Here is a 14,231-nt window from a genome sequence, read left to right as displayed (position 1 = left end):
GAAATATGGTGTTAAAATGGCCAAATTACTGGCACGAGTATTAGAGTTACTATTAAAAACATAAAGAGTAATGGCGCACCTACTTTTAGGTAATCCATAAATTTATATCCACCAGCGGTCATGACCATAGCGTTTGTAGTTGTGCCTATTGGTGTTAAAAATGCTGTAGAGGCACTAATCGCCACAACTATCATAAATGGTTCTGGATTTAGGTTTAATGAACTTGCGGCTAATATGGCAATTGGTGCCATAAGTACTGCAGTAGCGGAGTTATTTATAACTTGACTAAATGTGGTAGTTAATAAAAATACACCACCTAAAAGTGCTATAGGATGTATTGAGCCTAAGTAATCTACTAACCCGTTTGCAATAATTTGAGCGGTTCCTGTTTTTTGTAATGCGATGCCCATGGGTATCATAGCAGCAATCATTACAACACTGGTCCAACTAATGCCTTTATAAGCTTTAGAAATGGGTACGCAACCTGTTAACAATACAACACCTGCTGATATCAAGGCAGCGATAGAGCCAGGTACAACTTTAAATACCATGAATATGATCATGAGAATTAATGCTGCTAAAGCTATATAAGATTTGCTGTTAAGTTTTTCAACATTTTTAGCCATACCTTCTGGACTACCTATAATTACTAAATTTTCATGTTGTTTTTTAAGACCGTCTATATCTTCCCAAGTACCTCTAATTAAAAAGGCATCTCCAGCTTTTACAGTAATTTCTTTATCTAATAAAGGTTTTTGGTTTCTAGAAGCACCCAATAGTTGGATACCAAATCTTTTAAAGTAGTCTCCTAATTTATAACGTCTTCCTACTAAAATTGAATTAGGGTTAACAATGACTTCTGTCATACCAACCTCTTGATTTATTAGGTTGTTTTTAAGTTCATCAGTTATAGGATCTAGAGGTAAAAGTCCTAATCTGAAGGTTATCATCATCTTGTTAATGGCCTCAGTGTCTCCCTTTACTGTTATTATATCGTGATACATGAATTCTGTATTCGGATCTGGAAACTCAATAAAAGTTGGTACTTTCTTCAATAAATTAGGATGTCTTCTTCTTATACGAATAATAGAAGCATTATAATTTTTTTCAAATTGCCAATCTTTTATTTGAGTGTTTAATAAAGGTGAAATAGATCTTACACGTAATCTGTAATAACCGTTATCTATTTTGTAGGCTTCAATCCAATTGTGAAGCGTAGACTCAATATTAACTGGTTTATTATTAGTTTTATTCTTGGGTAATAATTTATAACCAACATATCTAAAATAGAGCAGTGCAATAACTAAAAGAGGTAGGCCTATTAAGCTGAACTCAAAAAATGAAAATCCATCAAATCCAGCTTCAATTAAGGCATTACTTGCTATGATGTTTGGAGGCGTACCGGTTAATGTTAGTAAGCCACCAGTATTTGAACCAAATGCTACAGGCATTAACATTTTAGAAGGTAATGTTCCAATGCTCCAAGCTGAAGATATGGTTAATGGCATTAATGTAGCTACCGTACCTGTATTACTCACAAATCCTGAAAGAACTCCTGCTCCTAAAGAAACTATGACCAATAATTTAGGCACACTTTTTCCTGCCCATTCTACAAACTTTTTACCAGCAAGTGCTGTCCAGCCCGTTTGTGCAATCCCTTCACCAATTATAAAAAGTGCAGCAATCATAATTACAGTTGGATTACTAAATCCGCTTAGCGTTTCCGTTGCATCAAGAATGCCTGTTAAAAACAAGCTTAACATAGAAATTAAAGCTACTATATCTGGTGTAAACTTTCCCCAAACAAACAGACCAATAGTAATTACTAAAATGGTGAGCATTAAATAGATCATATCTTAAATTTCTTTATTAGTTTTAGCACAGATTAAGTAGTGCTAATTAATTATGGGGTAAAATTACTGTGGATACGAACTAATAATTATGACGAATGTCATGCTTTACTTGAAGGTGTTATTTTTCAATTATTGCTATTTTTAGTGGGTATAAAATGAATAAAACATTAGCGAATACGTTTTCGTGATATTGAGTTTTGCGAAATTCTATATTTTAAGTAAATAAAATGATTTAGTTTTAAGGCTAAACGGTGAAATAAAAAACAAATTGAGTTATGAAATTAGACATTTTAGCCTTTGGAGCACATCCAGACGACGTAGAATTAGGTTGTGGTGCAACCTTGGCAAAGGAAGTTTCAAAAGGTAAAAAAGTAGGTATTATAGATTTAACTAGGGGAGAATTAGGTACTCGCGGCACTGCCGAAACCAGAGATGAAGAGGCCTTTAATGCTGCTAAAATATTAGGTGTTAGCATGCGCACCAATATGGAGTTTGCTGATGGGTTTTTTGTTAATAATAAAGAACACCAGTTAGCTATTATTACCATGATTAGAAAATACCAACCTGAAATTGTAATATGTAATGCTATTGATGATAGACATATTGACCACGGAAAAGGTAGTAAACTAGTTAGTGATGCTTGTTTTTTAAGTGGGTTGCTAAAAATTCAAACCTTAGATGAAGGTGAAATACAGAATCCATGGCGCCCAAAGCAAGTGTATCATTATATGCAATGGAAAAATTTAGAACCTGATGTTGCTGTTGATGTATCTGGTTTTATTGATAAAAAAATGGAAGCGGTATTAGCTTACAAAACGCAGTTTTACGATGCAAAAAGTAAAGCTCCAGAAACACCTATTTCGAGTAAAAACTTTACAGATAGTATTATTTATAGAGCAAAAGATTTAGGCAGATTAGTTGGGGTAGATCATGCAGAAGGTTTTACTACAGAACGTTATGCCGCGGTAGATAGTTTATTTGATTTAAAATAAAAAAACTTAATTAAAATATTAAAAAAGTCTTTGTAATAAAGATGGAAATCATTTACATTTGCACACGCATTACAAAATGCGCTTAAATGGTGGTTGTAGCTCAGTTGGTTAGAGCATTGGTTTGTGGTACCAAGGGTCGTGGGTTCGAATCCCATCATCCACCCAAAAAGTAAAAGCCTTTCAAATATTTGAAAGGCTTTTTTTGTGGCTTAATATTTTTTTAATCTAGTTTTAAACGTTCTTCTCTATTGGCAATTTCCCAAGCAGTATGAAATATAAGTTTTGATCGTGTTTCTAAAAAGTCATAATTAATTTTATCTGGCGTATCTGATGGTCTATGATAATCGGCATGAGTACCATTGAAATAGAAAATTACCGGAATATTGTTTTTTGCAAAATTATAATGATCAGAACGGTAATAAAAACGATTTGGGTCGTTGTCATCATTATAGGTATAATCAAATTCTAAGTTGAAGTATTTTTTATTAACTTCTTCAGATACATTATGTAACTCTTTACTCAATTTATCAGAACCAATAAGGTATAAATAGTTTTTACCTGAATCTTCATGTTTTGGGTCTACACGACCAATCATATCTATATTTAAATTAGCAACGGTATTGGCTAACGGAAAGATAGGGTCTTCATTGGCATAATAACGAGAACCGTAAAGTCCTATTTCTTCACCTGTAACATGTAAAAATACAATGGTGCGCTTAGGGCCATTTCCTGCTTTTTCAGCAGCTTTAAAAGCTTCAGCAATTTCTAATATGGCAACTGTTCCAGAGCCATCATCATCAGCGCCATTGTTTATTTCTCCATCCCTCTCAATGCCAATATGGTCTAAATGTGCAGAAATCACAATGACTTCTTCTGGTTTCTCACTGCCTTTTATGTATGCTATAACGTTTTCAGAATCTTTAATACCACTGCCAAAGTAACTTGCTGGAATTTCTTGAAAATAATCACCTTCAGAAATTGGAGACGGAATACCATTAGCCACGTAATGACTTTTAATAAACTCAATGGCTTTTTTCTGTCCTGGTTCTCCTGTTTTTCTGCCTTCAAACTCATCAGAAGCATAGGTGTAAAGCATGTCTTTAAGTTCAGCAGAAGTTATAGTAGCAGAATACGTTTCAGGATTAACCGTTTTTTCGGTTTTTGTTTTATTTTGTGACGAACTACATGACGTTAAGAAAACTGCAGCCAAAAAAAGAATGAGTAGCTTTTTCATATGAAATATAAATAGTTTAGTAAGCTATATTACGAAAATCAATTAAATGACTTGTTAATTTCAGTCTATTTTAACAGTTCATTATGCTCATCAATAACCAATCGGGTGTCTTGATTCGCAATTTGCCACGCGGTAGCAAAAATGAGTCTTGTGCGTTTTTCTAATAACGGATAATCAATTTTATCAGGTGTATCAGTAGCTCTGTGATAATCGTCGTGTTCGCCGTTAAAATAAAATATTACTGGAATGCCTTTATAGGCAAAATTGTAATGGTCAGACCTGTCATAATAATCATGTGCCTCACCTTCAATATTAAATCGATAATCGAGATTAATATTAAAATAGCTTTTGTTAACTTTTTCTGAAATATAATGAAGCTCTTTACTTAGTCTGTCGGCTCCAATTAAATACAAATAATCTTTATTGTTGGTATGGTATTTATCAACCCTTCCAATCATATCAATATTTAAATTAGTTACCGTATTTTCAAGCGGAAATACAGGGTATTGTGTATAGAATTCAGACCCTTTTTTACCAATTTCTTCACCAGTTAAATGCAGAAATAAAATACTGCGTTTAGGCGCTAAACCTTCTTTTTTTGCTATATGAAAGGCTTGTGCCATTTCCATTAATGCCACGGTGCCAGAGCCATCATCGTCTGCACCATTGTTTACGAGCCCATCTTCGGTAATTCCTAAATGGTCTAGATGTGCAGAAATAATTATCACTTCTTTAGGAAAATGAGAGCCTTCTATATAGGCTAATACGTTTTCAGAATCTTTGTACTTTCCATTAAAAAAACTAGATGGAATAGTTTGGTAGTAATTGGTACCTCCGAAAGGAGACATTATATTTTGATCTAAGTAATACGTCTTTAAAAATTCAGCAGCTAATTTCTGTCCTGGCTCTCCAACGCGTCTGCCTTCAAATTCGTTCGAAGAAAATTTATAAAGATGTGTTTTTAACTCATCAGCAGTAATGGTTTGGGCATATTTAATTACAGATGTACTATCAACAAGCTCAATGCTGTTTTTAAGATCTTCAATTTTAGCCGTGTATTTTTTGGTAGCGCAAGCACCAACTAACAAAAATATTGAGAGAATAAAAAAAGTTTTCATGTATATAATAAGCAATTGCCAAAACATACCACTTACAATAAATCTATGCTCTTCATGAAAGCATTAATTTATTCAGTCAGCATCATGGTTTGTTGGCAACAAATATACAAATTTATATAAAGAAAAAACTTACTACTCTATGATAATATCTTCTAATTCCGACTCGTCAAGGTCAATATCAAGGTTCTCTAATTCCTCCATAGATTCCTCTTCCAATTTGTTTTCTGTGGCTTCTATTGCATCAGTATTTACAACTTCTGTAGTATTGAAAATAGATTTGTAGGTTGTTATTGCCAGCGCAATTATGGTTAAAAGAAAAGTAAACTGAATAATCTTTTTAACTTTTCCTGCTTTTTTTGATAAGAAATAGGCAATTAAACCAAAGAATATGGCTGCTACTGCAGGTATAACAGCAAGATTTGAAATTGGTAATACCGAAAAAATAATAGCAAATAACGAAGCTATAAAGGCTAAAATTGTAAAGAGTTTTTTCATTGTCTATTCAATTAATTTTTAAGTCCTGATGCCGATTTTATTTTTAACTCACCTGTACCTACAGGAATTTTAAATTTTCCATAAACTGGAATTTTATTTTCGTCTGCAGTTAACCAAAGCGTGCCAGTTACCGTATTTGAACTTGCAGAACCTAAAGATATTTTATAACACGATTTACTACCTATAGCCGTAGGAATAGTTTCTTTGCCTAGATAAGTTACTTTTGCTTTTATCTCTTCTCGGTCAAATAAAATGGTAAATATTTTACTTGTGCCAGGGCTTAAATTAGTTAAATCGAAGGTTCTGATGGTATACAATGTTGAAATAATATCTTTTGTGTCCATACCAATAGAAACTGTTTTTTTCTCTTGCCAACCGCTTTTTTTAGTCTGAACTGTTTTTACTGTTTTGGTTTTATGACTAAAGGTGTACTTCATGTTTTTGTGGTAGCCACCTTCATTAATATCTCTATTGTATAAATATGGCCTTAACGAATTTGGGTTAACGTAACTTTCGTATAAGTCTCTAATTTTAAAAAAGTTATCCCATTTGCTGTATGTGGTGGCTTTACATTTTAAACGTAACAATTTGGCTTTCGAGGTTTGCACGGGAGTGGTTTCCATAGTTACTTCAGCCAAATCGGTTAAAATACCAGACATGTTATAAGAAGCCGTGTAAGTTAATTTTTCATTAAAACCAATGGCATTATTTTGTGCATGTAGTGTCAAAGAAACTAGAAACAAAAATAATAGGGCAATACGTGTCATAAATTATGATTTAGATTATAACGTACAATTAATCATTTATTGTGCCGAAAATACAATCCTTAAAATTATTATACTAATTTATTAAAGATATTATCATAGCATGGGTTAACTGACTTATATCATAGTTTTTAAACGGTTTTCGTAATAAGTTTACTAGGTAATTAATTTGTTGTACTCATGAAAAATATACTTTTACCAACAGACTTTTCTAAAAACTCAATAAATGCTATTTATTATGCTTTAGAGTTTTTAAAAGACAAAAAGTGTCAGTTTTATATCCTGAATGTACAAAAAGCATCGTCATTTATAACTGATGATATGATGGTGGTCAACTCATCTACTACCATCTATAAAACCCTTATTAATGCCGCTAAAAAATCTATAGACAACATCATTACTACTCTAAAAGAAGAATTTTATAATAATATACATGAATTTCATGCCATTGTCGATTATGATAATTTTATAGATTCCGTAAATCAAGTATGCGACAAACATCAAATCGATTTAATTATCATGGGTACTAAGGGTGCTTCCGGACTAGAAAAAGTGCTTTTTGGGAGTAATACCGTTCGGGTTATGCAACGGTGCCATACGCCGGCATTGGCCATCCCAGATAAGTATAAGTTCAATAAAATTAATCATGTGGCCTTTGCCACGACAAACTCTAAAAGGTTTCAAAAAGAAGAGCTTGAAATTTTAAACAAAATTATAACCACTAATAATGCCTCATTGCAAATTCTCCATTTGGCAGATCAAAATCATTTGGCCTATGATGCTTATGATAATATCGATTTTTTCGCAACCAACTTCAGTGATGCAGAGCACGAATATATCGATACACCAAGTAACGAAATGTTTAGCGTCGTAAGCGATTATATTCATAAAAACGGTGTTAATATGCTGGCCATTATGAATAAAAAGCACTCCTTTCTAGAACGTTTGTTTAAAACCCATGCCGTAGAACGCTATGCCTTTAAAATAGATATCCCGCTTTTGGTTATGCAGCATAAATAAAGTACAAATACTTTGTTAAAATAGCATCTTGGGTGTAACATTTCATGTTGATTTTCGTCAAATAAGTATCAATCAAAACATTAATCATCATGAGACAAGACAATCAATTATTAGTCATCACACATTTAAGTCAGTTAATAAGTTTAATAACTGGTTTTGGTAGCTTAATATTACCCTTAGTGTTGTGGCTTACACAAAAAGAAAAAGTGTATCAAATGGATACGCACGGTAAAAACATTATTAACTTCCAGTTAAGTTTAATTCTGTATTGCATTATCTGCATACCTTTAATATTACTCTTTGGTTTAGGCCTTTTAGGATTTATTGGTTTAGGTATTATTTCCATAGTATTTCCCATAGTAAATGCCATAAAGGCAAGCAGAGGAGAAGCACCAACATACCCATTATCTCTTAATTTTATTAGTTAGTTTAGTTAACCGAGATAATTAAGCGCTCACTTTTTAGTGGGCGTTTTTTTTATTTAAAATTTGGGCATTACCCCGTCGGGTCAGGCTTTTTGTTACAAGTCCTCGCTCGTACCTCGCTGTGGGCTTTCCACTTCAATCCTTAATGCGGGTATTTGCAGAATAAATAATAAATAAATCGTTGGTTTGCTTTTGGGGGAGGGTTCGTTTAACGTGTTTGGCTATGGTTTCGTTGCGTGAAAATCCGCGAGGATTTTCCGCCGTAAACCGAAGATAGTAAATTTGCGAGGGCTTTCCGAGAGGAAAGTCAGAAGCAATGAACTATAGGCGGTGTTGGCGGTAGTAAAATTGTTCCTTTTCATGATACTAATGATTACGTAATAAAAACCTTTGGATTTTTCCACTAGGTGTTTTAGGTAATTCTTTCACAAATTCTATCTCTCGAGGATAAACGTGTGCAGATAGTTTTCTCTTTACAATTTGTCGCATTTCTTCTGCAAGAGATTCGGAAGGTGTAAATCCAGCTTTAAGAACTACAAATGCTTTCACGATCTCACCTCGAAGTTTATCGGACACACCAATTACAGCTGTTTCCCCGACTGCCTCTTGGCTCATCAATATGCTTTCTATTTCATAAGGGCCAATGCGGTAACCTGAACTAGTGATAACATCATCATTTCTTCCTGTAAAAAAAATATATCCCTCCTGATCTTGACTGCCAGAATCACCAGTTAAATAGTATCTGCCATTGGCCTTGAAGCGATCCGCAGTTTTTTCCGGGTCTTTATAATAACCTTTGAATGAAAATAAAGGCGAGTTAAGAGTGTCAATAGCCAGTTGACCTTCATTTCCGTATGCCAGTTCATTTCCGGACTCGTCTAAGATAACTCCCTTAAACCCAGGCATGGAATGACCTGCGGAACCAGGTTTAAGCGGGCGTTGTAGTATCGGGAATTGAAGATTGGCCACCACCATACCCAATTCAGTCTGCCCATATTGGTCATGAATGGAAACGCCTAAATGTTCTTGCCCCCAGGATAATACTTCGGGATTGAGAGGCTCTCCAGCACATGAAGCTACACGTAGACAGAGTTTATCTTTAACCTCATTTGGTATACCCGATGATCGCATCACCCTGAACACGGTTGGAGAAGTGGCTAGATTAGTTACTTTAAGTTTTTTCAAAACATTAAAAGCAACCCCAACGTCAAATGGGGCATTTAAGAAAATGGTGGTTTGACCGATGAGTAAAGGGCCAACGACGGAATAAAACAGTCCATATGCCCAGCCAGGATCAGCCATATTCCAAAACACATCTTCGTCCCTAACATCCAATCCCCAACGCATATATATTTCTATTGATGCAAGTAATTTGGCTAATATCTCAACACCTTTAGGATCACCAGTGGTACCGGAAGTATATATTAATATAAAAGGGTCGTCTCCTGTGATTTTCACACGCTGAACATTATTGATTGCTTTTTCTATTGATGCCCAAAATGGAATATCCCCAGACGGTCCCTTATAATCGTCAACTCCTTCAACTACAATAATATCAGAAAGATGAGCGGGTTTACTTTTATCTTTTGTTTTTTTTACTTTATCCCTATTCTTTTTATCCGTGATAAGAACCGATGTCTCGCTATTCCTAAGCCGGTAATCGACTGCTTCTTCGCCAAAGGCCGTAAAAAGAGGTAATTGAACCGCTCCAAGCCGCCAAATAGCTAAAACCGCTATGAGCAATTCCGGTGATTTGGGAAGTAAAGTAGCCACTCGATCTCCCTTTCGAACGCCGAGATCTGTAAGTACTGAGGCAAACTTTGTTGAAAATTCTCCTAACTCGGTGAAAGTATATTTGGTTTCACTATCTGCACTTTCCTTATAAATCAAGGCTACTTTATTTGTTGAGCCTACGTGTTGGTCGCAAAGCAGGTATCCCAAGTCGACACCAGCACCACCATACGTATTGAATAGCTGGACGACTTTCTCATCTATATCTTTTGGGCGATTTGTATCAGTTTTATGCTTTTCTTCCATTTCTAATTGTTGCAGAGTCTTTTTATTATTACCGCCAACGCAAAGATAAAGTTCCGTTTCAATGAAATTTATTGATTGTTAAACGAAGTTAGCTATTTTTTCTGACAAAGTCAAGAGCTTACCTTTAGGTTACAAAAAAAGCAGCAACCTTATTAAAGATTACTGCTTAACTATCATGAGATTCCCAACTTCGTGGGAATAAATTAATTGTTCAACATAACAGGCATAACAAGCATAGTTACTTGTTCACCAGAATCCAAACCATCTACAGGGGTTAAAATACCTGCCCTATTTGGCATACTCATTTCCAATTGTACTTCATCAGAATTTAAATTGTTTAGCATTTCGGTTAAAAAGCGTGAGTTAAACCCAATTTGCATATCATCACCTTGATAATCACAGGTTAAACGCTCTTCGGCTTTGTTGCTATAATCAATATCTTCTGCAGAAATATTAAGTTCGGCACCAGCAATTTTCAATCGTATTTGATGTGTCGTTTTGTTAGAGAAAATACTAACACGACGTACCGAATTTAAAAATTGGTTTCTATCTATTACCAATCTATTCGGGTTCTCTTTTGGAATTACAGCTTCGTAATTTGGATATTTCCCGTCTATCAATCGGCAAATTAATACCGAGTTTTCAAACGTGAATTTGGCATTACTGTCGTTGTATTCAATAGCAATCTCATCGTCACTAGCGGCTAAAATCCCTTTTAATAAATTCAAAGGTTTTTTAGGCATAATAAATTCTGCAACTTGGTTTGCTTTAACGTCTTCACGCGTGTATTTTACCAATTTGTGTGCATCGGTGGCAACAAAAGTTAAACCTTCAGTAGAAAACTGAAAAAATACACCACTCATTACAGGGCGTAAATCGTCGTTACCAGCAGCAAAAATAGTCTTGCTAATTGCCGTGGCTAAAATATCTCCAGTAATTACTGTTTTACTCGGATCTTCCAAAGCCACAGCTTTCGGGAACTCATTGCCATCAGCGTAAGCTAAAGCATATTTACCATGATTTGAGCTAATTTCAATCGTGTTATTGTCTTCAACAACAAAAGTTAAGGGTTGCTCCGGAAAGGTTTTTAAAGTATCTAATAATAATCGTGCAGGTATAGCAACACTTCCTTTGCTTTCGCTTTCAACATCTAAAGTCGACGCCATTGTAGTTTCTAAATCGCTTGCAGAAACCGTTAAATGGTTATTATCTAATTCAAATAAAAAGTTGTCTAAAATCGGTAGGGTGTTCGAGCTATTAATTACACCGCCTAAAACCTGTAATTGTTTTAATAAATAAGTACTTGATACTATAAATTTCATCTATGTAAAATACGTTTTAGTTTATAAAATCGCTACTTACAAATATATTCCATACAGTCTATATTTCGAAACAAACTTATTAACATTTAAGAAGCGTATTTTTTCTTTCTGAAGTAGTTAAATATAAATCCGAAAACAAGTAGTAAAACAAGTGGTAGTAAGATGTTTATAAGTTGCAACTTGGTTTTTTCTGAGGCTATTTTTTGTTGATTTAAGAAGGCCATCGCAATTTCTTTGGAGCGAATGTTTATAAGTCCGTTATCGTCTAATAAATAATTCACGGCATTCAGTAAAAATTCTTTGTTGCCATAGGTTTGTCCTGTCCAGCGATCAAAACCTAATTCTTGAGGCACATTTCTAATCACATCATTTTTAATTACATCGCCATCGGCTATCACAATCATTTTTGTTGGAACGCTTTTAATTAACGCTTTTTGGATTTTAAAAGGAGGTATGCGGTTGCTGTAAACCGATTGGAATTCACCTTCTATCAAAACCGCCAAATTTTGGTTGCCTTTGTTAAACGATTGCGGATTTTGCTCTTGCCTTACCAAGCTTAAACTCACTTCTCTCGGTGTGCCTTCTAGTTTAGTAAGTGGCGCTGTTTCAAGAAGTATGGTTTTTTTAAGGCTGTTTTTTAAAGTATCGATGGGATTAGCAAAATCGAATTTCACTAAATTTAAATTGTTAACAATAGGGTGATTGCTGTTGGTATTTGCCAATGGTGAATAAGGCCATTTTAAATGCTGAAATTGCGACTGACTTCCTTCGCCCATAGCCAAAGTAATAGGAGCAGAGTATAGCGTACTAACCATGTATGGATTTATACGAACACCATATTTAAAGAAGAAATCAGTGAGGTTTAATTCTCTTGAAACGGCATAGTTTTTCCCAGTGTTGTTGTACAAACTGTCTTTTTCCATAACAACAGCATCAATGAGCCACAAACTTTTACCTCCGTTCATGGTGAATTGGTCTAATACAAATTTTTCGTCTTCGGTAAAGGCTTCTGTAGGTTTAGCTGAAATTATTAAATCGAAATCTTTAATCGCATTAAGTGTGTTTTGCGGATTAGTTGCCACACTATCAAGAGTAAAAGGGGCGATGTAATAATACTCGCCTAGTTTTTTAACAAAGTTGGCAATGTATTTGTCTTGTAATTGGTCGTTGCCTTTTAAAATGGCAATCTTGCGTCGTTTAGGGTTGATAAGCTTACTAAATCCATCAGCAAAAGCATACTCTAAATGTTGCACAGAATTGGAAACCAATTCTTGTTGCGAGGCACCAATTTTGTTTTTTACTAACGGAATAATAACCGTTTGTTCGTTATAACTAGCTAAAGCCCAAGGAAAAATAACAGCTTGTGTAGCTTTACCGTTTTCTTGAACGCTGAGTTGCATTGGAGTTAATCCACGTTGGGTAAGTTGCTGTATGTTGCGCTCTCGTGTGGATTCATTTTCAAGTGGATTTAAAAAGTTAAAAACAATATGGTTGTTTATCGTTGCAAACTCCTCCAATAACTGTTTTGTTTCCTTTTGAAGACGTCTGAATTCCGATGGAAAATCTTCGCCTTCTAAAAACACATCAATAACGATTGGCGAATCTAAATCTTTAATAATTTCGGTAGCAGACGCACTTAAAGTATAACGTTTATCGGCAGTTAAATCGAAACGTTTAAACAATTTACTGCTTAGTAGATTAATCGCAATTATAGCGATGATAAGAATGACTATATGTTTTACTGTTTTATTCAAAAGTCTTTTCTAATTGATAAGATCTTACCGATGTGACACTGTTATTTTCAAATTGAAGCTCAATACATTCTTGCATATTATTAAAAGCGCCCGGAACAAAACCCATGTTGTAATTCCATTTATCTGGTGAATTGGCTTTTATATTGTCATCCCATCCCAACCACTCTGGTTTCCCTAAAAGGGTTTCAATGTCATCTTTATTTTTCCCAATTAATAGGCTGTCTTTTAGCATTTGGTTAGCCATTTCATAGCGTAATGCTGGTTTTTCTTCCCAAGCTTCGGCATCAAAATATTTTTGATGATGATAGCTGCTAAAAATATTAAGCATGGGGTAAAACATATAGAAATACACTATGGGGCTTAATATTAAACTTACTAAAAACGTAAGCCATTTACGTTTATCGATGGTATTTAAAAATAGCCAAACACCAACAAATACAATAATTAAAAAAACAACAAATAAAGGCGTTACAATCATTTAGTTTGCTTTATTAATATTTATTTTGGTTAGCCATAAAAAGAAAAAGGTAACGCTTAAAAAATAGATGATATCACGCGTATCTAGTACACCACGGCTCATACTTTTAAAATGACTACTCATACCTAAATGTTCAACAAAATCGCTAGATAAAAATTCCGCAAGTCCTTCAAATCCAATATAAAAAACAAAGCAAATAAAAACAGCAGCAATAAAAGCTACAATTTGATTATCTGATAGTGTAGAAGCAAAAACTCCTATAGCGGTATAGCTCGCTACTAAAAAAAGTAATCCAAAATAAGAGCCTATTGTGCTGCCCATATCGATGTTCCCAACTGGATTTCCCAATTGATAAACGGTGTATACATATAGAAATGTTGGAATAAGCGCCATTAAAATTAAAATAAAAGCACCAAAATACTTTCCTAAAACGATATTGAAATGAGAAATGGGTTTTGTGAGTAATAGTTCTAGAGTGCCTTGTTTTTTCTCGTCGGAAAAACTGCGCATTGTTACGGCAGGAATTAAGAAAATTAAAATCCAAGGTGTTAATAAAAAGAAGGACGACAAATCTGCGAAACCATAATCTAAAATATTAAACTCGCCTTTAAAAAACCAAAGAAACAAGCCGTTTAGCACTAAAAAAATACCAATAACTAAATAGCCTATGGGCGATGCAAAAAATGAGTTTATTTCTTTTTTTAGTATAGCTAACATTAAATTTTTTTACTTTGAATTC

At 34.3% G+C, this 14,231-nt stretch carries 13 protein-coding genes and 1 tRNA gene; 4 read left to right on the top strand and 10 right to left on the bottom strand.

The annotated features are described in order from the left end of the window. Positions 1-11: 11 nt before the first annotated feature. The gene (locus O5O44_RS11760) at positions 12-1,841 is read right to left on the bottom strand and encodes an SLC13 family permease (RefSeq protein WP_019387260.1); all 1,830 of its coding nucleotides are present in this window, start codon (positions 1,839-1,841) and stop codon (positions 12-14) included. Between the two features lie 287 nt (positions 1,842-2,128). On the opposite strand from O5O44_RS11760, the gene bshB1 reads away from it, so the two are divergent. Together bshB1 and O5O44_RS11750 are read left to right on the top strand one after the other, a co-directional pair. Then, positions 2,129-2,845, top strand: coding sequence for a bacillithiol biosynthesis deacetylase BshB1 (gene bshB1 / locus O5O44_RS11755; protein ID WP_289194526.1), 717 nt, complete (start codon positions 2,129-2,131; stop codon positions 2,843-2,845). A gap of 89 nt (positions 2,846-2,934) precedes the next feature. After that, a tRNA-His gene (locus tag O5O44_RS11750) sits at positions 2,935-3,008 on the top strand. Positions 3,009-3,065: 57 nt separating this feature from the next. Here the strand turns inward: O5O44_RS11750 and O5O44_RS11745 are convergent. The 4 genes from O5O44_RS11745 to O5O44_RS11730 form a co-directional block, all read right to left on the bottom strand. Next, positions 3,066-4,079, bottom strand: coding sequence for a M28 family metallopeptidase (locus tag O5O44_RS11745; RefSeq protein WP_289194525.1), 1,014 nt, complete (start codon positions 4,077-4,079; stop codon positions 3,066-3,068). A 65-nt stretch (positions 4,080-4,144) separates the two neighbouring features. After that, positions 4,145-5,197 (bottom strand): M28 family peptidase, encoded by a 1,053-nt coding sequence (locus O5O44_RS11740; RefSeq protein WP_289194524.1) that lies wholly within the window; start codon positions 5,195-5,197, stop codon positions 4,145-4,147. Positions 5,198-5,329: 132 nt separating this feature from the next. Continuing rightward, complete coding sequence (locus tag O5O44_RS11735; RefSeq protein ID WP_289194523.1) at positions 5,330-5,692, bottom strand: FUSC family protein; 363 nt, start codon at positions 5,690-5,692, stop codon at positions 5,330-5,332. An 11-nt stretch (positions 5,693-5,703) separates the two neighbouring features. Next, complete coding sequence (locus O5O44_RS11730) at positions 5,704-6,459, bottom strand: DUF3108 domain-containing protein (RefSeq protein ID WP_289194522.1); 756 nt, start codon at positions 6,457-6,459, stop codon at positions 5,704-5,706. A gap of 177 nt (positions 6,460-6,636) precedes the next feature. On the opposite strand from O5O44_RS11730, the gene O5O44_RS11725 reads away from it, so the two are divergent. Beyond that, positions 6,637-7,476 carry a universal stress protein gene (locus O5O44_RS11725; protein ID WP_289194521.1) on the top strand — a complete coding sequence of 280 codons (840 nt, stop codon included), beginning with the start codon at positions 6,637-6,639 and terminating at the stop codon, positions 7,474-7,476. An 89-nt stretch (positions 7,477-7,565) separates the two neighbouring features. Further along, a complete protein-coding gene (locus O5O44_RS11720) occupies positions 7,566-7,904 on the top strand; it encodes a DUF4870 domain-containing protein (RefSeq protein ID WP_289194520.1) in 339 nt (112 codons plus the stop codon). 363 nt (positions 7,905-8,267) lie between these two features. On the opposite strand, the gene O5O44_RS11715 is transcribed toward O5O44_RS11720, so the two are convergent. The 5 genes from O5O44_RS11715 to gldF form a co-directional block, all read right to left on the bottom strand. Continuing rightward, positions 8,268-9,938, bottom strand: a complete 1,671-nt coding sequence (locus O5O44_RS11715) for an AMP-binding protein (RefSeq protein WP_289194519.1) — start codon at positions 9,936-9,938, stop codon at positions 8,268-8,270. A 203-nt stretch (positions 9,939-10,141) separates the two neighbouring features. After that, positions 10,142-11,260, bottom strand: a complete 1,119-nt coding sequence (gene dnaN / locus O5O44_RS11710; protein ID WP_289194518.1) for a DNA polymerase III subunit beta — start codon at positions 11,258-11,260, stop codon at positions 10,142-10,144. 86 nt (positions 11,261-11,346) lie between these two features. Then, positions 11,347-13,014 (bottom strand): gliding motility-associated ABC transporter substrate-binding protein GldG, encoded by a 1,668-nt coding sequence (gene gldG / locus O5O44_RS11705; RefSeq protein ID WP_289194517.1) that lies wholly within the window; start codon positions 13,012-13,014, stop codon positions 11,347-11,349. Then, positions 13,007-13,492: a hypothetical protein gene (locus tag O5O44_RS11700; RefSeq protein ID WP_289194516.1), complete on the bottom strand. Its 486-nt coding sequence runs from the start codon at positions 13,490-13,492 to the stop codon at positions 13,007-13,009. The genes gldG and O5O44_RS11700 overlap by 8 nt, the downstream gene beginning before the upstream one ends. Beyond that, on the bottom strand, positions 13,493-14,209 hold the full coding sequence (gene gldF, locus O5O44_RS11695) for a gliding motility-associated ABC transporter permease subunit GldF (RefSeq protein ID WP_289194515.1): 717 nt from the start codon (positions 14,207-14,209) through the stop codon (positions 13,493-13,495). Positions 14,210-14,231: the final 22 nt, after the last annotated feature.

It is taken from the genome of Algibacter luteus, from assembly GCF_030344935.1.
GTDB classification, from domain to species: domain Bacteria; phylum Bacteroidota; class Bacteroidia; order Flavobacteriales; family Flavobacteriaceae; genus Arenitalea; species Arenitalea lutea.
The sequence above is the reverse complement of the archived record's forward strand: the minus strand, read 5'-3'. Positions and strand labels throughout refer to the sequence as shown.

Excerpts from the sequence above, each read along its gene's own strand:
- O5O44_RS11700 (WP_289194516.1), bottom strand. The coding sequence starts at position 13,492 with ATGATTGTAACGCCTTTATTTGTTGTTTTTTTAATTATTGTATTTGTT.
- O5O44_RS11740 (WP_289194524.1), bottom strand. The coding sequence starts at position 5,197 with ATGAAAACTTTTTTTATTCTCTCAATATTTTTGTTAGTTGGTGCTTGC.
- O5O44_RS11745 (WP_289194525.1), bottom strand. The coding sequence starts at position 4,079 with ATGAAAAAGCTACTCATTCTTTTTTTGGCTGCAGTTTTCTTAACGTCA.
- bshB1 (WP_289194526.1), top strand. The coding sequence starts at position 2,129 with ATGAAATTAGACATTTTAGCCTTTGGAGCACATCCAGACGACGTAGAA.
- O5O44_RS11720 (WP_289194520.1), top strand. The coding sequence starts at position 7,566 with ATGAGACAAGACAATCAATTATTAGTCATCACACATTTAAGTCAGTTA.
- O5O44_RS11735 (WP_289194523.1), bottom strand. The coding sequence starts at position 5,692 with ATGAAAAAACTCTTTACAATTTTAGCCTTTATAGCTTCGTTATTTGCT.
- O5O44_RS11730 (WP_289194522.1), bottom strand. The coding sequence starts at position 6,459 with ATGACACGTATTGCCCTATTATTTTTGTTTCTAGTTTCTTTGACACTA.
- O5O44_RS11725 (WP_289194521.1), top strand. The coding sequence starts at position 6,637 with ATGAAAAATATACTTTTACCAACAGACTTTTCTAAAAACTCAATAAAT.
- gldF (WP_289194515.1), bottom strand. The coding sequence starts at position 14,209 with ATGTTAGCTATACTAAAAAAAGAAATAAACTCATTTTTTGCATCGCCC.
- dnaN (WP_289194518.1), bottom strand. The coding sequence starts at position 11,260 with ATGAAATTTATAGTATCAAGTACTTATTTATTAAAACAATTACAGGTT.
- O5O44_RS11760 (WP_019387260.1), bottom strand. The coding sequence starts at position 1,841 with ATGCTCACCATTTTAGTAATTACTATTGGTCTGTTTGTTTGGGGAAAG.
- O5O44_RS11715 (WP_289194519.1), bottom strand. The coding sequence starts at position 9,938 with ATGGAAGAAAAGCATAAAACTGATACAAATCGCCCAAAAGATATAGAT.